The sequence below is a fragment of the Streptomyces sp. NPDC005303 genome, assembly GCF_040607335.1.
Lineage (GTDB): Bacteria > Actinomycetota > Actinomycetes > Streptomycetales > Streptomycetaceae > Streptomyces.
Window position 1 is genome coordinate 129503 of the sequence record NZ_JBEXGM010000007.1, and the last position, 21677, is coordinate 151179.

Here is a 21677-nt window from a genome sequence, read left to right on the forward strand (position 1 = left end):
GCCGGGGCCGGCCCGACGGGTGCGGTGCGAAGCGGATACCCCCGTCGGGGCGGCGCACACGGCAATGCCGACGGCCGGGACACCGCGTCGCACGGGTCCCGGCCGGGGAGCACGGAAGCGGCCGCCCCACGAGCGGTGAAGCCACTCACCCCGCGTCCCTGCGGTCCTTGACCCGCATCGCGACGAAGACGAAGCCGGTGTAGAGCACGGCCAGCCCGACGCAGATCCAGCACTTCGGAATGCCGTTGACGATCATCATGATGCCGGCGACCAGCATCACGACGGAGATCGCGTAGGTCAGCAGCCCGTTTCTGCGGATGGCGGAGTCCGAACCGTACGCCGCCCTACCGAACCTGCTCATCGTCACATCCTTTGCGCTGGTCCGTGTCCTCGTACCGGCGCCCGTACGGGCTCACGCGAGCTGGAGCGCCTCAGAACGAGCCGCTTGTGCACGCACCCCGCCGACCGGCGTTCACAACCCCACGATCACGTTCCACCGCTTCGCGTACTCCACCCGCTCCGTCGACGTGATGTCCCGCGCGATCACCAGCCGCTCGCGCATCTCCGCGTCCGGGAAGATCAAAGGGTTCTCGGCGAGGGCCGCGGTGTCCGCGTCCTTCGACGCGGCCAGGACGTCCCGGGCGGCGGGGACAGGACAGACGTAGTTGACCCAGGCGGCGAGTTCGGCGGCCACCTCGGGGGCGTAGTAGTAGTCGATCAGGCGCTCCGCGTTGGTCTTGTGCGAGGCGCGGTCGGGGATCATCAGGGAGTCCGACCAGAGCTCCGCGCCCTCCTCGGGGACGACGAAGCGGATGTCCGGGTTGTCGGCCTGGAGCTGGATCACGTCCCCGGAGTAGGCCTGACAGGCCAGGACATCCCCGGTCACGAGGTCCTTGGTGTAGTCGTTGCCGGTGAAGCGGCGGATCTGGCCGTTCCTGACGTTCCTCTCGACCTGGTCGCAGACCTCGTCGAAGTCGTGCGCCGTCCACCGGGTGACGTCGACGCCGTTGCCCTGCATCAGCAGCGCGAAGGCCTCGTCGAGTCCGGAGAGCAGGGTGACGCGGCCCTTGAGGTCGCTCGCCCAGAGATCCTTCACATGCCGGATCTCGCGGCCCAGCTTCCTGCGGTCGTACGCGATCCCGGTGATCCCCGACTGCCACGGCACGGTGTACTCGCGGCCCGGGTCGAAGGCCGGTGAACGCAGTAGCGGGTCCAGGTGCTCGGTGACGTTCGGCTGGTTCGCGCGGTCCATCTCCTGGACCCAGCCGAGCCGTACGAACCGCGCGCACATCCAGTCGCTCATGACGACGAGGTCGCGACCGGTCCGCTGGTGGTTCATCAGCGCGGGGCTGATCTTGCCGAAGAACTCGTCGTTGTCGTTGATCTCCTCGACGTAGTCGACGGATATCCCGGTCCGCTTCTCGAAGGCGTCCAGGGTCGGCCGCCGCGTCGGGTCGTCGTCGTCCGTGTCGATGTAGAGCGGCCAGTTCGCCCACGTCAGCCGTTTGTCGGTGGCGGAGCGATCGGCGACGGCCCGGTCACCGGCGGCCACGTAGGCGGCGGGCACCCCGCACCCGGCGAGACCGCCCAGCACCGCCCCGCCGCCGAGCGCGCGCAACAGGGTCCTGCGGGAGAGCGGGGACGTCTTCGGAGTGAGGGGCATTGCCGCAGCATGCCGCCCCGGGCCGCACGCCGACAATCGACGCAGCGTCGAGCGGAGCGGGGCACGGCGGACACCCTGTCGAGCGGGGACCGGTCACCGGGACCGGTCCGCGGCCTCTCGACGCCGGCGCCCCAACTCACCCCAGGGGCGCGGGAACTGCGCGACCAGCCCCCACGCCCCGCGGTCGCGGTCGCGGTCGCAACCGCATCCGCGACCAGGAAAACTACGCGTCCAGCGACGTCATGACGTGCTTGATCCGCGTGTAGTCCTCGAAGCCGTAACCCGAGAGGTCCTTGCCGTACCCCGACTTCTTGAACCCGCCGTGCGGCATCTCGGCGACCAGCGGGATGTGCGTGTTGATCCACACGCAGCCGAAGTCCAGCTTCTTGGACATCCGCATCGCGCGGCCGTGGTCCTTGGTCCACACCGAGGACGCGAGGGCGTACTCGACGCCATTGGCCCAGGACACGGCCTGCTCCTCGTCGGAGAAGGACTGCACGGTGATGACCGGTCCGAAGACCTCGTTCTGGATGATCTCGTCGTCCTGCTTGAGCCCGGACACGACGGTCGGGGCGTAGAAGTACCCCTTCTCACCGACCTGGTGACCGCCCGCCTCGACCTTGGCGTGCGCGGGCAGCCGCTCGATGAACCCGGAGACCTGCTTGAGCTGGTTCGGGTTGTTCAGGGGACCGAAGAGCACGTCCTCGTCGTCCGGCTGCCCGGTCTTCGTGTCGGCGGCGGCCTTCGCCAGCGCCGCGACGAACTCGTCGTGGATCGAGGACTGCACCAGTACGCGCGTGGCCGCCGTACAGTCCTGCCCGGCGTTGAAGAAGCCCGCCACCGAGATGTCCTCGACGGCCTTCGCGATGTCGGTGTCCTCGAAGACGACGACCGGGGCCTTGCCGCCCAGCTCCAGGTGCACCCGCTTCAGGTCCCTGGACGCGGACTCGGCGACCGACATACCGGCCCGCACCGACCCGGTGATGGACGCCATCGCCGGCGTCGGGTGCTCGACCATCAGCCGGCCGGTGTCGCGGTCACCGGTGATGACGTTGAAGACACCCTTCGGCAGGATCCCGCCGATGATCTCGGCGATCAGGACGGTCGACGCGGGCGTCGTGTCCGACGGCTTCAGCACCACCGTGTTGCCCGCCGCGATCGCCGGCGCGAACTTCCACACGGCCATCATCATCGGGTAATTCCACGGCGCGACCTGCGCGCAGACCCCGACCGGCTCGCGCCGCACGATGGAGGTCAGGCCCTCCATGTACTCGCCCGCGGAACGCCCCTCCAGCATCCTTGCCGCACCGGCGAAGAAGCGGATCTGGTCGATCATGGGCGGGATCTCCTCGTCCCGCGTCAGCCCGATCGGCTTGCCGGTGTTCTCCACCTCGGCCGCGATGAGCTCCTCGGCCCGGTCCTCGAAGGCGTCCGCGATCTTCAGCAGGGCCTTCTGACGCTCGGCGGGGGTCTTGTCGCGCCAGACCGGGAAGGCGGCGGCAGCGGCGGCCATCGCCGCGTCCACGTCGGCCTGTCCGGACAGCGGGGCGGTCGCGTAGGCCTCACCGGTCGCGGGGTTGACCACCTCGGTGGTCCGCCCGTCGGCGGCGTCCCGGAACTCACCGTCGATGTAGTTGCGCAGACGACGCAGCTCGGTGCTCACTGCCGGCCTCCTGGAGGGTTTGGAACTGTCCACTGACTGAGACACCCACCCTAATCGCCAGGCCCACGTTTTCAACACCCCCGATCCCGCCAAGGCTGCGAAATCCGCAGGTCTCAGTCACGTAAACAACGAATTTCATCGCCCCGACCTTGCGAAACCGACGAGACGTCGTGCACAGTGAGCTCGTGGCCAGTCGAAGCGCAGACCCCAGGGACTCCCGCGAGTCCAGGAGCGAGTCCAGGAACGGCAGCAGCCCGAACCTGGACGCCGTCTCCCTCGCCATCATCGAACAGCTCCAGGAGGACGGCCGCCGTCCGTACGCCGCGATCGGCAAGGCCGTGGGCCTGTCCGAGGCGGCCGTGCGCCAGCGCGTCCAGAAGCTGCTCGACCAGGGCGTGATGCAGATCGTCGCCGTCACGGACCCGCTCACCGTGGGCTTCCGGCGTCAGGCGATGGTCGGCATTCATGTCGAGGGCGATGTCGAGTCCGTGGCCGACGCGCTGACCGCCATGTCCGAGTGCGAGTACGTGGTGATGACGGCCGGCTCCTTCGACCTGATGGTGGAGATCGTCTGCGAGGACGACGACCACCTCCTCGAGGTCATCAACCGCCGCATCCGGGCCATCCCCGGAGTGCGCTCCACCGAGAGCTTCGTCTATCTGAAGCTCAAGAAGCAGACCTACATGTGGGGAACCCGATAACCGTGAGGACCCGATAACCGTGAGCTCCAAGGACCTCAGCCGCACCGCGTACGACCACCTGTGGATGCACTTCACCCGCATGTCCTCGTACGAGAACTCCCCGGTCCCGACCATCGTCCGGGGCGAGGGCACCTACATCTACGACGACAAGGGCAAGCGCTACCTCGACGGTCTCGCGGGCCTGTTCGTGGTCCAGGCCGGCCACGGCCGCGTCGAGCTCGCCGAGGCCGCCTTCAAGCAGGCCCAGGAGCTCGCGTTCTTCCCGGTGTGGTCCTACGCCCACCCGAAGGCCGTCGAACTCGCGGAGCGCCTCGCGCAGCACGCGCCCGGCGACCTGAACAAGGTCTTCTTCACCACCGGTGGCGGTGAGGCGGTCGAGACCGCCTGGAAGCTCGCCAAGCAGTACTTCAAGCTCACCGGCAAGCCGACCAAGTACAAGGTCATCTCCCGCGCGGTCGCCTACCACGGCACCCCGCAGGGCGCCCTGTCCATCACCGGCCTGCCGGCCCTCAAGGCCCCCTTCGAGCCGCTGGTCCCGGGCGCCCACAAGGTCCCGAACACCAACATCTACCGCGCCCCGATCCACGGCGACGACCCCGAGGCCTACGGCCGCTGGGCCGCCGACCAGATCGAGCAGCAGATCCTGTTCGAGGGCCCGGACACGGTCGCCGCGGTCTTCCTGGAGCCGGTCCAGAACGCGGGCGGCTGCTTCCCGCCCCCGCCCGGCTACTTCCAGCGCGTGCGCGAGATCTGCGACCAGTACGACGTGCTGCTGGTCTCCGACGAGGTCATCTGCGCCTTCGGCCGCCTCGGCACCATGTTCGCCTGCGACAAGTTCGACTACGTCCCGGACATGATCACCTGCGCCAAGGGCATGACCTCGGGCTACTCCCCGATCGGCGCCTGCATCATCTCCGACCGCCTGGCGGAGCCGTTCTACAAGGAGGACAACGTCTTCCTGCACGGCTACACCTTCGGCGGCCACCCCGTGTCGGCCGCGGTGGGCCTCGCCAACCTCGACCTGTTCGAGCGCGAGAACCTCAACCAGCACGTCCTGGACAACGAGGGCGCGTTCCGCTCGACCCTGGAGAAGCTGCACGACCTGCCGATCGTCGGCGACGTCCGCGGCAACGGCTTCTTCTACGGCATCGAGCTGGTCAAGGACAAGGTGACCAAGGAGTCCTTCAACGACGAGGAGACCGAGCGCGTCCTGTACGGCTTCCTCTCCAAGGCGCTGTACGACAACGGCCTGTACTGCCGTGCCGACGACCGCGGTGACCCGGTCGTCCAGCTCGCCCCGCCGCTGATCTCCGACCAGGGGACCTTCGACGAGATCGAGCAGATCCTGCGCGCGACCCTCACCGAGGCCTGGACCAAGCTCTAGCCCCCGGCGATTCAGCGGCTCATCCGGCCCGGAGTGCGCCCGTCCGAGTGACAGGCGCGCACCCCGGGCCGTGTGCTGTACGGCGTCCCGCCCCCGCCTCCTTAGCGTGCCTGGTAACCGATCGGCCCTGCTTTCGTTCCCCCGCTCGGGGGATTGCAAGGCACAACGGACCAGAACGAGGTGTACGCCCATGGAGGCCCCGCCGGACAACGATGTGCTCTGGGCACGCTCCCTGCACTTCACCCACCGCGACGGCTCACCGGCGCTCCAGGGTGTCTCCCTGGGTGTGCGCGAGGGCGAGATCCTCGCCGTCACCGGGCCGCGCGGCAGCGGCAAGACCGCCCTGCTCAGATGTCTGTCGGGGCTCACCCCGGCCCAGCGCGGCGAGGTCTGGTTCAACAGCGTGCCCGTGCACACCATGGGCCCGCTGTCCCGTGAGCGCCTGCGCCGTGACCGCTTCGGCTGGATCGACCCGGCCCCGGTGCTCGTCCCGGAGCTCAACGCCTGGGAGAACGCCGCCCTCCCCCTCATGTTGCGCGGCACCGGTCGCCGACGCGCCAGGACGTCCGCGCTGGAGTGGCTGGAGCGCCTCGACATCGGCGACCGGACCCGCTGCCGCCCGCACGAGCTGAGCCAGTCCGAACGCCAGCGTGTCTGCGTCGCCCGCGCTCTGGCCCCGGCCCCCTCGGTCCTGTTCGCGGACGAACCGACGGCTCCCCTGCACCGGGCGGACCGCGCGCACGTCCTGCGCACGCTCACGACGGCCGCCCGCTCCCACGGCATCACCGTGGTCCTGGCGACGCACGACCCCGACACCGCAGCCCTGGCGGACCGCACGGTCACCCTCCTGGACGGACGCCGGGTGAACACCGTGCACCTGCCCCCGATGGCCGACTCGGAGGGCCGTACCGCGTGCTCGCTCTCCGTCTGACCCGGGGCGCCCGTCCCGCCGTACAGCTGCGCCGCCTCCTGGTGGCGCTCGCCTCGGCGGGCACGGGCTTCCTCCTCCTGTGCACCCTCGGCCACGCGATCAGCCACCCCGAGGACCCGTCGGGCGCGGTCCTTCGACTGGCGTGGTGCCTGACTCCGCTGGCGGCCACGGTCCATCTCGCCCTGGCGGTCGCCCGCACCGATCCGGGCACCCGACCTCGTCCCGGTCTCGCGGCGATCGGCCTCGGCCCGGCCCGCCTGATGGCCGTCACGGCCACGACGACAGCCCTGTCCTGCACTCTCGGCTCGATGCTGGCGCTGCTCGTCTTCCTCCATCTGCGGGGCGACCTGACGGGCATGCCTTTCGACGGAGCGGCGGCGGACTTCCTGGCGGCGGACGCCCCCCTGCCGTTGCCGGCGGCCCTGACCCTGCTGGGCCTGGTCCCGGCGATCGCGTCGGTGACGGTGGGCTTCGTCCTGCGGCCACGCGACGACAGGCCGGCGTCGGCGAGGAGGCAGGCACGGTCGTTCGGCCGCTTCGGGGCGTACGGCAGGGCGACGGCAAGGGAGCCGTTCGGGGCGTACGGCCGTTTCCGCGCACGTCAGAGCACGGGTGGGCCCGCAGCCCCTGAGGACGACGCCGCCCCCGCTCCCGCTGCCGCCGACGAGAACCAGCCCTTGGACCCCGGCCAGGGCAGCGTCCTCCCCCCTGTCCCGCAGGACCCCCCGAAGGGCCTTCCCTGGGGCATCGCGGTACTCGCCGCGGGCCTGGCGGTCGAGGCCTACGCCAACCGCCACGGCACCGCCCCCGCCGCCCCCCTCCCCAGCGGCCTCGCGGGCACCCCGTCCGTCCTCGTCGGCTGGCTCCTCACCGCCGTGGGACTGGCCGTCGCCGGACCCGGACTCACCCACCTCTGCGGTCGTCTCCTGCAGTCCACCCAGCCCGGCGCCCTGCGCCTCCTCGCCGGACGCGTCCTCATGGCGGAAGCCGGTCGTATCGGCCGTCCCCTGGGCATCGTCTGCGCGGTGGCCTCCGGCGCCTACGCCATGGCCACCCTGTACGACCCCGCGGGCCCCGACATGGGCCCCCTCACCGCCCTCGGTGTGCTCCTCGTGACGAGCTGCGCCCTCGCCACGCTGCTGACGGCGGCGGTGGAGGCGAAGCACGCGAGGTCGGACACCACGGCCGCGCTGCTGCGCCTGGGCGCCCCCGCGACCATGCTCCGCAGCGCAGCGGCCCTCCGCGCCGGCGCCCTCTTCGCCCTCTTCGGCCCGCTCACCCTGGTCGTGGCCGAGCTGGCGGCCCTGCCCCTGGCCTCCTGAACGCCGTGCAAAAACCCGTACGAAAAAAAATCACGGGCCGCCGATGAGTTCCGCCGAGCCCGGCCGTCTACCCACCGAACAGCACGCACCCGATGGGAGAGACTCCGATGACCGCACCGGCCTACCAGCAGATGATCTTCGTCAACCTGCCCGTGAACGACCTCGACGCCTCGAAGAAGTTCTACACGGAGCTCGGCTACACACTCAACGAACAGTTCAGCGACGACAAGGCGGCCTCCGTCGTGATCAGCGAGACCATCGTCGCGATGCTGCTCACGAAGCCGTTCTACGCGACCTTCACCAAGAAGGAGATCGCGGACGCGACGAAGACCAGCCAGGTGCTGCTCTGTCTGAGCGCCGAGAGCCGCGACAAGGTGGACGAGCTGGTCGAGAAGGCGGTCGCCGCGGGCGGCACGGCCAACGACGACGTCCAGGACCAGGGTTTTATGTACGGCCGTTCCTTCAACGACCTCGACGGCCACGGCTGGGAGGTCGTCTGGATGGACCCGGCGGCGATCCAGGGCTGATCCCCGGGGCCGCAACTCGGCGTGCGAGCATGGGCGGGTGCAGACGAGCCCCGCCCACGCGGCACACCACGACGACCGTGAGATCGAGACGCTGGAGGAGTTCGACGCGGTCGTACCGGCCCGTGGCACCCTCGCCGGATTCCGGGTCCAGTCCGTCGATCTGACCGACCGGACAAGGGAGTTGCTGGCCACCGACACCGCGGGCGCCGTCTTTCTCGGCTGCCCGATGCGCGAGAGCGCCGCGGAGAAGCTCCGCGGCGACGGCGCCCTGGTCTTCCCGCCCGTCCCCGACCTGCCGTTCGACCCGTACCGCGGACTGCTCTACTCCCCGGACGAGTTGTTCGACGGACTGGAGAAGGGCTACGAGCACACCCCCGACGCGCTCGCCTACGCCTGGTTCCAGCGCACCAAGGCCGACGGCGACATATACGCGTCGATGCTCCGCTCCGTCCACGACGACGCCGTCTCCGACGCCCTCGACGAACTCCTGCGCGGCGCAGGGGTCGTGGGGGTGATGGGCGGCCACGCGATGGCCCGCGGCACGGAGGCCTACGCCGGTGCCGCCCGCCTCGGCCGCGAACTGACCCGCGCCGGGTTCACCGTGGCCACCGGTGGCGGCCCGGGCGCGATGGAGGCGGCCAACCTCGGCGCCTACGCGGCCCCCTTCGAGGACACCATGCTCGACGAGGCGTGCGAACTCCTCGCCAAGGCACCGTCGTTCACACCGTCGATCAGCGACTGGGCGCGCGCCGCCTTCGAGATCCGGTCCCGATGGCCCCGGGGCGGCCAGTCCGTCGGCATCCCGACCTGGTTCTACGGGCACGAGCCGCCGAACGCCTTCGCCTCGCACATAGCCAAGTACTTCGCCAACGCCACCCGCGAGGACGGCCTGCTGGCCCGCTCGAACGCGGGCGTTGTCTTCCTGCCGGGGGCCGCGGGCACCGTCCAGGAGATCTTCGACAACGCGACGCCCAACTACTACGAGTCGCGCGGCGAACCCACGCCGATGGTGCTCGTGAACCGCGTCCACTGGACGGAGAAGCTGCCCACCTGGCCGCTGCTCCAGGCGCTCGCGCGGGAGCGGTCGATGGAGGCCCGAATCGCCCTGGTTGACCGGATCGAGCACGCTCCGGCGGCGCTGAAACGTCTCACTGTGTAATAAGAAAGTAAAGCCAACGATTGTAAGGCGCCTACACGTTGACACTTCTTATGTAGCGCTTATAGACCTGTGAGACTCCTGGGGATGGTGATGACACATCACCATCCCTTCAACCCCCCGCATTTGCGCACCCCGTGAAGGACAGACGTGGCATTTACGCCCATATCCCGCCGCACCTCCCGCGCCGCGCGCTTCCTCGGCGTCGCCGCCGCCACGACCGCGATCGTGCTCGGCACCTCCGGCAACGCCCTTGCCTGCAACATCAAGGAGTTCTCCGCCGAAGCGAAGTGTGACGGCACCCAGGGCGTCATCACCGTCACCGACGTGGACAAGAGCGGCGTCGAGGCGACCGTCTCCGTGTACCTGCAGAGCAACGGCGCCGACGCGAAGAAGGTCGGCGAGCAGACGGTGAAGGGCTCCAAGGAGGGCACCACCATCACCTTCGAGGAGGACTGGGCGCCCAACGCGGAGTACCGCATCCACGTGGAAGCCCTGCCCTACATCAAGGGCGAGGACATCAAGCCCAACCTGATCACCCCGGCAACCGCCTGCAAGACCGAGGACACGCCGACCCCGACGCCCACGCCCACCCCGTCGGACTCCGCCAGCACCCCGGCCGAGGAGTCCCCGACCCCGACCCCGTCGGCTTCGGAGGGCACCACCGCTCCGGCGACCGTCGAGAGCAACGCCCCGTCGCCCGCGGCCGGTGATTCCAACCTCGCCGAGACCGGTGCGAACTCCAACACCGGCATGATCGCCGGGATCGCCATCGCCCTGGTCGCCCTCGGCGGCGGCGCGGTGTTCTTCGGCCTGCGCCGTCGTGGCGCCGGCAGCCGCTGACGCCGTACCTGAACGACCGTTGTGGCCCGTCCCCGGTGTGGGGGCGGGCCACAGCCACGACATCACCCGAACGTGGCCCGCTCCAGCCAGAACTCCAGCAACTCCCGCTCCCCCAGCACCTCCAGCTCCGGGCTGTCCAGGGGCAGCCGACGGTAGAAGGCGAGCAGGACGGCGGTCAGCGGGCCGCGCAGCACGACGGTCGCCTTCTCGTGTCCACGGCGCCAGGCGATGACGTCCTCGGTGAGCTCTACCACCCAGTCGGCATTGAGCTCGGCAGTCCCGTCGGTGGCGTGCAGATGGATGCTGCGGCGCCCCGGCCCCCTCAACTGCGTCGCCTCGTCGTGGGGCATGGCCCGCTGCACGAACTCCACTATCTGGAGCCACTCGTCGATCGCGTCGGCGGCGATGTCCGGAGCGACCTCGTACGGCCGGCCGACGGTGAGCGCGGCGTCGGCGCGGTGAATCGTGAGTTCGTGAGCCATCCGGCGGGCCCAGAAACCCGAGGTGGGGATCCCGGCCCAGGACCACACCTCGGCGTCCGGGCCGGCCTCCCGGAGGGTGGCGACAAGCAACTCGCCGGTCTCGGCGAGCCACGCGTCGAGCTCAGCCGCACCTTGGGGCCCCTCCCCCGAGGGCACCCGGCTCTCGGGCACTTCCTCCCGCGCCCGCGTCCGCACCATCGACTCCGCCCAGCGCAGGGCGCCCCCGGTGTGTCGCACCAGCCGTTCCAGGGACCACTCCGGGCAGGTCGGCACGGTGGCGGACAGGTCGGCCGCAGAGGTCACCACGGTCCTCAACAGGCCGACCTGGTGGGCGATCTCGTCGCAGTAACGGTCGTGCGGGAGCAGTGTCATGCCCCGCACTGTAGGTCCGCCCCCGTCAGCCCAGCACCACGATTTCCGCCGCGTCGAACTCCACCCCGACCGCATCCCCGACCTCCGGAGCCGCGCGCAGCGCACACGCGGCCTCCAACCGCGGCCCGTCGCCTTCCGAGGGGTGCAGTTGTACGGCGACATGCGTGCCCTTGAAGGTGCGCGCGGCGACCGTGCAGCGCAGCCCCTCGTCGGCCGCCACGAGCCGCACTCCCGCGGGCCGCACCAGCACGCTCCGGATGCCCTGGGCGGCTCCCGAGGGCACCGGCACCTTGCCCCATGCCGTGTCCGCCACCTCGCCAGCCACCGTCCCCTCGACCACGTTCTGGAAGCCGAGGAAGCGGGCCACGAACTCGTCCGCCGGACGCTGCCACACCTCAAGAGGCGTCCCGGACTGGGCGATCCGTCCGTCCCGCATCACCACGACCCGGTCGGCGAGCGCGAAGGCCTCGCCCTGGTCGTGGGTGACCGCGAGCACGGTGGTGCCCAACCGACCGAACAGCTCACGCAGTTCGACGACCAGCCGCTCCCGCAGTGACCGGTCCAGCTGCCCGAGCGGCTCGTCGAGCATCAGCAGCCGGGGGCGCGGGGCGAGCGCCCGGGCCAGCGCGACCCGCTGCTGCTCACCGCCGGAGAGCGCGGCCACGGCACGGCGACCGGCGCCCGGAAGGCCGACGAGGTCGAGCAACTCCCGTACCCGCTCGTCCTGTCGACCCTTTCCGGCCCCGTGCATCCGCAGCCCGAAGGCCACGTTGGCACCCACGTCCCGCTGCGGGAACAACTGGTGGTCCTGGAACATCAGCCCGACCCCGCGCTTGTGCGCGGGCACCGCGCCCTGGTCGCACCCGTCGAGCAACACCCGCCCATGGTCCAGTGGTTGGAGCCCGGCCACCGCCCGCAGCAGTGTCGACTTGCCGCTTCCGCTGGGGCCGAGCACACACACGATCTCGTGCTCGGCGACATCGAGGCCCACCCCGTCGAGCACGGCTCGCCCACCGAACCGTACGGTCGCGTCCTGAAGGCTCAGCAGCATCTAGAACTCCCCGGTCCGGTCGGTCCGCAGCCGTTCGAGGACCAGCAGCGCCACCGCGCACACCACCATCAGGATCGTCGAAAGAGCCATCGCCTGGCCGTAGTTGAGGTCCCCGGCACGTCCGAGCAGCCGGGCCACGGCGACCGGCAGCGTCGGGTTGTCGGGCCGCGCGATGAACACGGTCGCCCCGAACTCGCCCAGCGACACGGCGAAAGCGAAGCCCGCCGCGATCAGCAACGCCCGCCGCACCATGGGCAGATCGACCTCCCGCCACACCCGCCACGGCGAGGCCCCGAGCACGGCCGCGGCCTCCCGCAGCCGGTGGTCGACGGCCCGCAGCACGGGCAGCATGGTCCGGACGACGAACGGCACCCCGACCAGCGCCTGCGCGAGCGGCACCAGGATCCACGACTGCCTGAGGTCCAGCGGCGGCTCGTCGAGGGAGATCAGGAACCCGAAGCCCACGGTCACCGCGGACACCCCGAGCGGCAGCATCAGCAGCGCGTCGAAGCCCCGCACGAACCGCCCCGCGTCCCGCCGTGTCAGCGCGGTCGCCGCGAGTCCTCCGACCAGCACCGCGATGGCGGTCGCGGCGAGGGCGTACTCCAGCGAGTTCCCGACCGCCTCGATCGGCGCGACGAGGAAGACCCCGCCGTCGTCGCGGGTCAGCGCCCGGTAATAGCCGAAGCCGGGGGCGCCGAGCGACCGCTGGACGAGCACGGCGAGCGGCAGTACCAGGAGTACGGCGACGCTGCCGACGACCCCGGCCAGCAGCCCCCACTCCCCCGCGCCGCGCGGCCGTCGGGCGGTGACGGACGCGTCCACGAGCCGCAGCGCGCTCTCCCGGCGCCGTACGGTCCAGGCGTGCAGGGCGAGGACCGCGCCCACCGCGGCGAACTGGATCAGCGTCAGCACGGCGGCCGTGGACAGGTCGAAGATCTCGGAGGTCTGCCGGTAGATCTCCACCTCGAGGGTCGAGAAGGTCGGCCCGCCGAGGATCTGCACCACACCGAAGGAGGTGAAGGTGAAGAGGAAGACCATCAGCGCGGCGGCGGCCACGGCGGGCGCGAGCGCGGGCAGCGTGACGGTCCGCCAGGCCGCCGGCCGGGACGCGCCCAGCATCCGCGCGGCCTCCTCCTGACGCGGATCCAGCTGGGCCCACAGTCCGCCGACGGTCCGTACGACGACCGCGTAGTTGAAGAAGACGTGCGCGAGCAGGATCGCCCACACGGTGGTGTCCAGCCGTACGCCCCACAGGTCGTCCGTGAGGCCGCCCCTTCCGACGAGCGCCAGGAAGGCCGTGCCGACGACGACGGTCGGCAGCACGAAGGGGACGGTGACCACGGCCCGCAGGACCTGCTTGCCGGGGAAGTCGAAGCGCGCGAAGACATACGCGCCGGGGAGTGCGACCAGGAGCGTGAGCGCTGTCGAGACGAGCGCCTGCCAGGTGGTGAACCACAGGACGTGCCGGATGTCCGGCTGGGCGAGGACGTCGGTGATCCTGCCGAGCTGCCAGGTCCCGTCGGCCTTGAGTCCGCGCGTGACGATCGCGGCGACGGGATAGGCGAAGAAGACCGCGAAGAACGCGACGGGCACGGCCACCAGCCCGAGCCGGGCCGCCGCGTTCCTGAAGCCCTGGCGGGGCCTTACTTCAGTACGAGCGAGGTCCATGACTTGACCCAGTCGTCACGGTTGTCGGCGATCTTCGCCGGGTCCATGGTCTCGGGATCCTTGGCCTGCGGACCGTACTTCGTGAACTCGGCGGGCACCTGGGCGCCCTCGACGACCGGATACACGAACATGTTGAGCGGCATGTCGTCCTGGAACTCCTTGGTGAGCAGGAAGTCCAGGAACGCCTTGCCGCCCTTGGTGTTCTTGGCGTTGCTCAGCAGCCCGGCGTACTCGGTCTGCCGGAAGCAGGTGCCGTCGGCGACCCCGGTGGGCGCGGTCTTCGGCTTCGGGTCGGCGTAGATCACCTCGGCGGGCGGCGAGGAGGCGTACGACACGACGAGCGGCCGGTCGGCCTTGGCCTTCTTGCCTCCGGCCGACCCGGAGAACTCCTCGTTGTAGGCCTGCTCCCAGCCGTCGACGACCTTGACGCCGTTGGCCTTGAGCTTCTTCCAGTAGCCCTGCCAGCCGTCGTCGCCGTACTTCGCGGCGCTCCCGAGAAGGAAGCCGAGGCCCGGCGAGGAGGTGGAGGCGTTCTCGGTGACGAGGAGGTTCTTGTAGGCGGGCTTGATCAGATCGTCGTACGACGTCGGCGGCTGGAGCTTGTGCTCGGTGAACCAGGCCTTGTCGTAGTTGACGCAGATGTCGCCCGTGTCGATGGGGGTGACCCGGTGCTTGTCCTGGTCGACCCGGTACTCGTCCTTGATCCGGTCCGAGCCCTTCGCCTCGTACGACTGGAAGAGCCCGTTGTCGAGCGCGCGGGACAGCAGGGTGTTGTCGACGCCGAAGAAGACGTCGCCCTGCGGGTTGTCCTTGGTCAGGATGGCCTTGTTGACGGCCTGCCCGGCGTCGCCGTCCTCCAGGACCTTGACCTTGTAGCCGGACTTCTTCTCGAAGTCGGCGAGGACGCTCTTGGAGACGGCCCAGGAGTCGTGGCTGACGAGGGTGACGGTCTTGGAGTCGGAGCTGCTGCCCTTGTCGGACGACGACCCGCACGCGGACAGCGTGACCAGGCCGAGGCCGACGACGGCAGCGAAAAACTTCTTGTTGTTCACGGTGATGACCGAACTTCCTACCCAGAATGACCTGGGCGAGGTTCAGAGGGTCTGCGGCCCGATTGCCGCACTCTCAGCGCTGTGGCGCTCCCCTGTCGGATATGAAGATGTACGTACAGGCAAAGATTACCGCTCGGTGGCCGCCAGCTGACCACAGGCCCCGTCGATCTCCTGCCCACGGGTGTCCCGGATCGTCACCGGCACACCATGGGCGGCGATGGCCTCGACGAACGCCTTCTCGTCCTCGGGCCGCGAGGCGGTCCACTTGGACCCGGGGGTCGGGTTCAGCGGGATGAGGTTGACGTGCACGGGCTTGCCCTTGAGCAGCCGCCCGAGCCGGTCCCCCCGCCAAGCCTGGTCGTTGATGTCCCGGATGAGGGCGTACTCGATCGACAGCCGACGCCCGCTCTTCTCCACGTACTCGAACCCGGCGTCGAGGACCTCGCGCACCTTCCACCGGGTGTTCACGGGCACGAGGGTGTCGCGCAGCTCGTCGTCGGGCGCGTGCAGGGAGATCGCGAGCCGGCACTTGAAGCCCTCGTCGGAGAACCGGTGGATGGCCGGCACGAGCCCGACGGTCGACACGGTGATGCCCCGCTGCGAGAGCCCGAGCCCGTCAGGAGCGGGATCGGTGAGCGCGCGGATGGACTGCGTCACCCGCTTGTAGTTGGCGAGCGGCTCGCCCATCCCCATGAAGACGATGTTGGAGAGCCGCGCGGGCCCGCCCGGCACCTCCCCGTCCCGCAGCGCCCGCATCCCGTCCACGATCTGATGGACGATCTCGGCGGTGGACAGATTCCGGTCCAGCCCCGCCTGCCCCGTGGCGCAGAAGGGACAGTTCATCCCGCACCCGGCCTGCGAACTGATGCACATGGTCACCCGGTCCGGGTACCGCATCAGCACCGACTCCACGAGCGTCCCGTCGAACAGCCGCCACAGCGTCTTGCGCGTGGTCCCCTGGTCGGTCGACAGATGCCGTACGACGGTCATGAGCTCGGGAAGCAACGCCTCCTGGAGCTTGCCGCGCGCCCCGGCCGGGATGTCCGTCCACTCCGCCGGGTCGTGCGCGTACCGCGCGAAGTAGTGCTGCGAGAGCTGCTTCGCACGAAACGGCTTCTCCCCGATCCCCGCCACGACCTCCTTGCGCTCGGCGGGCGTGAGGTCGGCGAGGTGCCGCGGCGGCTTCTGGGCTCCGCGGGGGGCGACGAAAGTGAGTTCTCCGGGTGCAGGCATAACCCTTCCAGTGTGGCAGATCATCACCGGGAGCCCAGGCCGGAGCGGGGTGGGGGTGGTCACCTGTGGGTGCCGACTGTCGGCGCCGGACGGCCCAGGGACGGCCCGGCCGCAGGCGCCGTATGCCCTGGCTGAGCCAACACTGGCTGCCGTAATGGTCCACCTGCGCGGAGCAGATCTCGGGCCTCATGGTGCCGGCGAAGACTTCTCCGCGTCCGAGGAATGATCACCAGCTCGGAAGATCGCGTACGCGGATGCTGTCTGAGCCGGCGAGTCGCTGACCTGTCACCACCCGATCAGGCACGCCGGGGGCACGCGCCGGCTCCCTGCTGTGATCTACAACTCTGGCCGGGCGGGGCCGCACATCATGCGGTGGGCCGGGACGACAGACTCGCCGGGCAGGGGATCGATTGCACGGACCCGTACGGCCACGATTTCGGTCGTGACGCGGGATAGGTCCGGCAGCTTCATCAGACGCCCGCGGAAGGGCTCTGGGACGTCCTTGGCGGGCATCTCCACCGTGGCGAGACTGACCCATCGGTCGTAGGTGGTCGGGTAGATGCGAACGAAGGCACCGCATCCGGGGCAAGTCGGAGGATCGATCCATGAGACGTCGTCGGGATCCGGCTCCGGCCTCGGGGGAGTGGTAGCCCCGTCGGTCACGGCCATCTCGTCGGCGAAGACGTTCCAGCACGCGTCACCCTGGAGAACGAGTGGCTGCAGGAGCCTCAGGCCGCGTCTCGCTTGTCGGGCGATCGGCGTCGCCTCGGTCGAGGAAGGACGTGATCGAGGATCGCGCCAATGGCGGTCACCGTGCCCACGATCAACAAGGCGATGGACACGATGCGTAGCCCTCCCTCGCCGTACAAGGCCTGGTGGCCGCACCATACGACGGCTATGCAGGTCATCAGTCCGTTGCCGAGTCGCTTCAGGCGCGGAGTCATGCGCACTCCTGAGTCAGGTACGCCCCCGAAAAAGGGGCGCCTGAGTGTCGCATGGGCCAGTCGCGTGGACTGCGGCGGCCGGGGACTGGCGAGGTGACGAGGACTCATGCGGCACTTGCTTTGCCTGTGTACGTGAGTCCTCGATCCGGTCAGCAGTCGAACGGGGCGTCTGTTTGATTGGCCCAGAAGGAGAGGAACGACCACGTCTGCGCTCCGATGCGCCCGTCGACTGCGATTTCGGCGCATTCCTGGAAGAACCTCGTCGTTTGCGATGCTGCGGGCGGCCGGCCCGCCTGAAAGGGCGACCGGAAGAATCAGGGTCGCGGCGGCGACGAATGCTCGTGCGCCTGCGTAACTGCCGTTGCATCTCGCACTCTCTGCTCACAAATCGTTCGCCCGCCGCAGCTCGGCGTTCTCGGCCCTCAGCCGCTTGATCTCCGCGACCATGCGCACCGCGCGCTCACGAAGCTCGGGCGGATAGGGGGACGGACGTGCAATGACTCGCTCCTCTCAGGGAATCGAGCCTCGATCTGCAAGCACTTCTTCGGCCTGGTCGAACAAAGGCTCCCTGGCTTCGGTGATCACATCTTCGGATGGGCATCGCCGAGGTCGGCGGGATCGTCGGGCGGAGCAACCTCAACGTCCACGAGTGGAGGCGCGCTCTCGCCGGGGCCGGTCCCGACGCCGGAACCCGGGAAGCCCTACGCCTCCGCACACCTGATGCCCAGCGGCACCGCAGATCAACTGGGCCCCGATCAGAGGAGCTGGACACCGCCGTACGAGACCGCGAGGCCGATCATGGTGATGACCGGGCCGATCACGTACCCACCCCATTTCCTGTCCTGGATCCCCCGCACCAGCACGACACTCAAGGTGACGCCGAGGACCACGATGCCGACACCGACGATCAGAATGAGAAGGCCGAACATGCCGGTCCAGGTGACGGGGTGATCCGGGTTGGGCGTGAACACGGCTGCGAGGGGCACGGCGGCGGGGTCGCTCACTTGTCGTCCTTCGTCAGGTCCTGGATGTCGGCCTCGATGCCGGTCCCAGCCGCATACACACCGGTGTTGAGCGTGGTGCCCACAGTGTTCCGGAAGGCTCCGTCCGCGAGCTTCCCCCGGTCGCTGAGGTGCTCCCCGCCGAGGCTGCCGTGCTGCTCCAGGGCATGGTCGACCCCGTGGTTCTGGGCATTTCCGAAGGCACCCGTGGCCATGTTCGTCAGGGCGTCCTGGCCCATGGTGGATGCGTCCTGGCCGCTCATGGCGTCGGCGGTGAAGCCTCCCGCCACATTGCCGGCCGCGCCGTTGACCGTGGTTCCGACCAGGCCCTCCCCCTTCAGGAGGTCACCGGCGGTCCCGGCGAAGCGGGCACCCAACGCCCCGGCACCCGCGACGAACCCCGAAGTGCCCGCCGCGGCCCAGCCGCCGTTCCTGAAGTCGTCCCCGACGGTCACCGGCTGCCCGTGGGCGGCCTGGTTCAGCATCAGGCTTCCCGAGTCGGCGACGAAGTTGGTGACGAAGGTCTCGGTGGCCTTCGCGCTGAAGCGCCCGAACGCGGCGAGCCACTCCACCAGCTTCGCCGTCTGTTCGGCACCGCTCGCGCCCAGTCGCTCCAGCAGACCGCCCACTTTCTCCGCCGCCGACGTGAACAACCGCACCAGGTCCACGATCTTGGCCACCCGCTCCGCCACCGCCGTATTGGCGACGAGGTCGGAGACGAAGCCGGTGAAGAACGACAGCGCGACCCCGGCGATCTCCATCTCGGCGATCTCGACGCAGATGTCGATGATCTCCTTGTTGATCCCGTCGATCTCGTCCGCGTAGGACCGCAGGCCGTCGGCGACGTGATGGAAGTTGGCGGCGATGTCCTGGACGACCTTCTTCTGCTCGCCCCAGTGTTTCTCGAAGGCCTGCCGGGCGGCTCCGTGCCAGCCCTGCTGGTCGACCCCGGCGATCGCGGAGTCCACGGCTCGCACGACATCCGTCAGTTCGGTGCCCATGGCCTCCCAGGAACGGGCGATGGCCCGAAGCGTGTCGCCGTCGCCGCCGGGGAGCTCCACTCCGGCCGCCTGGAGGATTTCCAGGACCTTGCCGTCGATCCAGTCGTTGACGCTCACGGGCGGCCGCCCGAGGCCGCGGAGTGCAGATAGCCGAGGGCCGTCCGGTCCGAGTCCGTGTAGTGGGTGGCGTTCAAGCGCAGCCGGTCGCCGTCGCTCCTGAGCACGTCCGGAAGATGACCGAGCGCCTTGACGGTGTTCTCCAGCAGCTGCCGGTACTTCTCGGTCGCCCCGTCACAGATCCCCAGCAGCCCGAACGCCTGCCCGATCTCCGCCGCGCTTCCCGAGAACGTCCCGATGGGCCTGGCAAGCCCCGACGCCTCCCGGTCGAACCTGCCCGCCAGATCCGTCAACGTGTCGGGGTCCACCCCGAACTGCTCGCTCATCCCGCTCCCCCGTTCGAAAACCGACGCGACGGTCAGCATCCCGGACGAGATCCCGCGGAAACGGCTCTTTTTACGTCTGCGAAGCAAGGCCTGACACACAATTTGCGCCTCCCTGGCCTGCGCCATGCCCGCCTTGGCGAAATGCAAAGGGCCGACAGGGTCAGCGGCCGTCAGAAGAGCCCTGCGACCACGACGGAGCCCTGCTGCCCCGACAGAGCTCTACGACCACGACGACGACATGGCTGACGTGGGTCTTCGTGCGATGCCGGGACCCGCACAACGCGGCCCCCGTCCTGAACAGAACGGGGCCGTGCAGCCGTACGGGAAAGGTCGTACGCGAAGGACGTGGGGTCAGCCCGAGCCCACGAACAGCACCAGCAGCAGCCACACCACCGGCGCCGTCGGCAACAGTGAGTCGAGGCGGTCCATGATGCCGCCGTGGCCCGGCAGGAGCGTGCCCATGTCCTTGATGCCGAGGTCCCGCTTGATCATCGACTCGCCGAGGTCACCCAGCGTCGCGCTGGCCGCGACCGCGAGCCCGAGGAGCAGACCCTGCCACCAGGTGCCGTCGTCGATCAGGAACTCCATGCACAGCGCGCCCGCCGCCATCGCGAACGCCACCGCCCCGACCAGGCCCTCCCGGGTCTTGCCGGGGCTGATGCGCGGCGCGAGCTTGTGGGAGCCGAAGCGCCAGCCGACCGCGTAGGCGCCGGTGTCGCTGACGACGGTCAGGAGCAAGAAGGTCAGGACGCGAGCCGCCCCGTCCTCGGCCGTCAGCATCATGGCGACGAACGTGGCCAGGAACGGGACGTAGAACGCCGCGAAGACACCCGCCGTGACGTCCTTGAGATAGCCCTCCGGCGGTTCCGTCATCCGCCAGACGAGGACCGCGAGTGCCGTGAGCGCCATGGCGACCCAGGCCCCCTCGGCGCCGCGGACGTACCCGGCGACGACCATCGCGGCCCCGCCGAGCGCCAGCGGCACGAGCGGCGCCTTGATGCCCTTGCGCTCCTCCAGCCGCTGCGTCAGCTCCCACAGCCCGACCACCACGGCGACCGCTATCACGCCGACGAACGCGGCCTTGACGAAGAAGAGCGACGCGATGATCACCGCGCCGAGTCCGACCCCGACCCCTATGGCCGCGCCCAGGTCCCGCCCCGCGCTCTTCTTCTGCGGCGCGGGTGCCGGCTGCGAGGCATCGGGCATGGGCTCCGGATTCTGCTTCTGCGGCGCCGCCGCGTAGGGCTGCGCCGATGCGGTCTCTTCACGGGACGTCCCGTCGGGGAACGCACCGTCATGGGTCGTCCCGCCATGAGTCGTCCCGTCACGGAACGTCCCGTCATGGGACATCTCGTTGCGGAACGTCTCGTCCCGGAACGGGGGACCGCTCAGCCGAGCGGTCCCCCGGTCGTCATCCTGGTCGTCGCCGTATCGAGGTACAGCGGGTCCGTCGGGCACGATGGGCATGGGGCGAGTGTGCTGCGCGTCATGCGCATCGTACGCGGGACCCGCCGGGGCAGCCCCCTGGACAGGCCCCTGGTCGGACGGCCCCCAGTACCCGGTGTGTGGCGGCGTCGCCCAGGAAGAGTCGTTCATCAGACCTCGAGAAGCTCCGCTTCCTTGTGCTTGAGGAGCTCGTCCACCTGAGCGACGTACTTGTGCGTCGCGTCGTCGAGCTCCTTCTCCGCACGGCGGCCCTCGTCCTCGCCGACCTCGCCGTCCTTGACGAGCTTGTCGATCGCGTCCTTGGCCTTGCGACGGACCGAGCGGATGGACACGCGCGAGTCCTCGGCCTTGGCCCTGGCCACCTTGATGTAGTCGCGGCGGCGCTCCTCGGTGAGCTCGGGGAACACCACTCGGATGATGTTGCCGTCGTTGCTCGGGTTGACGCCCAGGTCGGAGTCGCGGATCGCCTGTTCGATGTTGCGCAGGGCGCTCTTGTCGAACGGGGTCACCACGGCCATGCGCGGCTCCGGCACGGAGAACGAAGCCAGCTGGTTGATCGGCGTCGGCGCACCGTAGTAGTCGGCCACGATCTTGTTGAACATCGCCGGGTGCGCACGCCCGGTGCGGATCGCGGCGAAGTCCTCCTTGGCGACCACGACGGCCTTCTCCATCTTCTCCTCGGCCTCGAGGAGGGTCTCTTCGATCACCACTTGCTCCTGCGTGTCTTGAGTAGGCCCGGCTGCTGTTCCATGTGCGTGGGCGGCGGCCGGCTGCGTCGCGTCTTCTTCCTG

21 protein-coding genes and 1 riboswitch are annotated in these 21677 nt (G+C 69.6%); of the genes, 7 read left to right on the plus strand and 14 right to left on the minus strand.

All coding sequences use genetic code 11. From position 1 onward, the window contains the following. Positions 1 to 145 precede the first annotated feature (145 nt). The 3 genes from ABZT93_RS13390 to ABZT93_RS13400 all read right to left on the minus strand — a co-directional run bounded on the left by ABZT93_RS13390 (position 146) and on the right by ABZT93_RS13400 (position 3326). Positions 146 to 361, minus strand: coding sequence for a hypothetical protein (locus ABZT93_RS13390; protein ID WP_356103216.1), 216 nt, complete (start codon positions 359 to 361; stop codon positions 146 to 148). A gap of 111 nt (positions 362 to 472) precedes the next feature. Further along, positions 473 to 1663, minus strand: coding sequence for a spermidine/putrescine ABC transporter substrate-binding protein (locus tag ABZT93_RS13395; protein WP_356103219.1), 1191 nt, complete (start codon positions 1661 to 1663; stop codon positions 473 to 475). Between the two features lie 223 nt (positions 1664 to 1886). Continuing rightward, on the minus strand, positions 1887 to 3326 hold the full coding sequence (locus ABZT93_RS13400; RefSeq protein ID WP_356103222.1) for a gamma-aminobutyraldehyde dehydrogenase: 1440 nt from the start codon (positions 3324 to 3326) through the stop codon (positions 1887 to 1889). A 170-nt stretch (positions 3327 to 3496) separates the two neighbouring features. Between ABZT93_RS13400 and ABZT93_RS13405 the strand changes: the two genes are divergently transcribed. From ABZT93_RS13405 to ABZT93_RS13435, 7 genes are all read left to right on the plus strand, one after another. Next, the gene (locus ABZT93_RS13405) at positions 3497 to 4027 is read left to right on the plus strand and encodes an Lrp/AsnC family transcriptional regulator (RefSeq protein ID WP_356103225.1); all 531 of its coding nucleotides are present in this window, start codon (positions 3497 to 3499) and stop codon (positions 4025 to 4027) included. A gap of 19 nt (positions 4028 to 4046) precedes the next feature. Then, the gene (locus ABZT93_RS13410) at positions 4047 to 5411 is read left to right on the plus strand and encodes an aspartate aminotransferase family protein (protein ID WP_356103228.1); all 1365 of its coding nucleotides are present in this window, start codon (positions 4047 to 4049) and stop codon (positions 5409 to 5411) included. A 190-nt stretch (positions 5412 to 5601) separates the two neighbouring features. After that, entirely contained in the window at positions 5602 to 6342 is a 741-nt protein-coding gene (locus ABZT93_RS13415) for an ATP-binding cassette domain-containing protein (protein WP_356103231.1), read from the plus strand. Further along, the gene (locus tag ABZT93_RS13420; RefSeq protein ID WP_356103233.1) at positions 6324 to 7664 is read left to right on the plus strand and encodes a hypothetical protein; all 1341 of its coding nucleotides are present in this window, start codon (positions 6324 to 6326) and stop codon (positions 7662 to 7664) included. Before ABZT93_RS13415 ends, ABZT93_RS13420 begins: the two co-directional genes overlap by 19 nt. A 107-nt stretch (positions 7665 to 7771) precedes the next feature. Then, a complete protein-coding gene (locus ABZT93_RS13425) occupies positions 7772 to 8191 on the plus strand; it encodes a VOC family protein (RefSeq protein WP_356103235.1) in 420 nt (139 codons plus the stop codon). A 37-nt stretch (positions 8192 to 8228) separates the two neighbouring features. Beyond that, positions 8229 to 9350 (plus strand): Rossmann fold nucleotide-binding protein, encoded by a 1122-nt coding sequence (locus ABZT93_RS13430; RefSeq protein ID WP_356103238.1) that lies wholly within the window; start codon positions 8229 to 8231, stop codon positions 9348 to 9350. Between the two features lie 147 nt (positions 9351 to 9497). Then, positions 9498 to 10190, plus strand: coding sequence for an LAETG motif-containing sortase-dependent surface protein (locus tag ABZT93_RS13435; RefSeq protein ID WP_356103241.1), 693 nt, complete (start codon positions 9498 to 9500; stop codon positions 10188 to 10190). Between the two features lie 62 nt (positions 10191 to 10252). Here the strand turns inward: ABZT93_RS13435 and ABZT93_RS13440 are convergent, their stop codons facing one another. From ABZT93_RS13440 to frr, 11 genes are all read right to left on the minus strand, one after another. Further along, entirely contained in the window at positions 10253 to 11044 is a 792-nt protein-coding gene (locus ABZT93_RS13440; protein WP_356103244.1) for a maleylpyruvate isomerase family mycothiol-dependent enzyme, read from the minus strand. Positions 11045 to 11069: 25 nt separating this feature from the next. Further along, the gene (locus tag ABZT93_RS13445) at positions 11070 to 12095 is read right to left on the minus strand and encodes an ABC transporter ATP-binding protein (RefSeq protein ID WP_356103247.1); all 1026 of its coding nucleotides are present in this window, start codon (positions 12093 to 12095) and stop codon (positions 11070 to 11072) included. Beyond that, positions 12096 to 13766, minus strand: a complete 1671-nt coding sequence (locus ABZT93_RS13450) for an iron ABC transporter permease (RefSeq protein WP_356103250.1) — start codon at positions 13764 to 13766, stop codon at positions 12096 to 12098. Beyond that, the gene (locus tag ABZT93_RS13455; protein WP_356103253.1) at positions 13742 to 14818 is read right to left on the minus strand and encodes a thiamine ABC transporter substrate-binding protein; all 1077 of its coding nucleotides are present in this window, start codon (positions 14816 to 14818) and stop codon (positions 13742 to 13744) included. Before ABZT93_RS13455 ends, ABZT93_RS13450 begins: the two co-directional genes overlap by 25 nt. Further along, positions 14815 to 14922, minus strand: a riboswitch (TPP riboswitch). It overlaps the preceding gene by 4 nt. Before the next feature lie 22 nt (positions 14923 to 14944). After that, a complete protein-coding gene (gene rlmN / locus ABZT93_RS13460; protein ID WP_356103256.1) occupies positions 14945 to 16051 on the minus strand; it encodes a 23S rRNA (adenine(2503)-C(2))-methyltransferase RlmN in 1107 nt (368 codons plus the stop codon). Between the two features lie 728 nt (positions 16052 to 16779). Beyond that, on the minus strand, positions 16780 to 16995 hold the full coding sequence (locus ABZT93_RS13465) for a hypothetical protein (RefSeq protein ID WP_356103259.1): 216 nt from the start codon (positions 16993 to 16995) through the stop codon (positions 16780 to 16782). Positions 16996 to 17750: 755 nt separating this feature from the next. Then, positions 17751 to 17999 carry a hypothetical protein gene (locus ABZT93_RS13470; protein WP_356103262.1) on the minus strand — a complete coding sequence of 83 codons (249 nt, stop codon included), beginning with the start codon at positions 17997 to 17999 and terminating at the stop codon, positions 17751 to 17753. Then, positions 17996 to 19114 (minus strand): WXG100 family type VII secretion target, encoded by a 1119-nt coding sequence (locus tag ABZT93_RS13475; protein ID WP_356103265.1) that lies wholly within the window; start codon positions 19112 to 19114, stop codon positions 17996 to 17998. The genes ABZT93_RS13470 and ABZT93_RS13475 overlap by 4 nt, the downstream gene beginning before the upstream one ends. Then, the gene (locus tag ABZT93_RS13480) at positions 19111 to 19440 is read right to left on the minus strand and encodes a type VII secretion target (RefSeq protein WP_356103268.1); all 330 of its coding nucleotides are present in this window, start codon (positions 19438 to 19440) and stop codon (positions 19111 to 19113) included. The genes ABZT93_RS13475 and ABZT93_RS13480 overlap by 4 nt, the downstream gene beginning before the upstream one ends. 351 nt (positions 19441 to 19791) lie before the next feature. Continuing rightward, positions 19792 to 21036, minus strand: a complete 1245-nt coding sequence (locus ABZT93_RS13485; RefSeq protein ID WP_356103271.1) for a phosphatidate cytidylyltransferase — start codon at positions 21034 to 21036, stop codon at positions 19792 to 19794. Next, positions 21036 to 21593, minus strand: coding sequence for a ribosome recycling factor (frr, locus tag ABZT93_RS13490; RefSeq protein WP_356103273.1), 558 nt, complete (start codon positions 21591 to 21593; stop codon positions 21036 to 21038). The genes ABZT93_RS13485 and frr overlap by 1 nt, the downstream gene beginning before the upstream one ends. Positions 21594 to 21677: the final 84 nt, after the last annotated feature.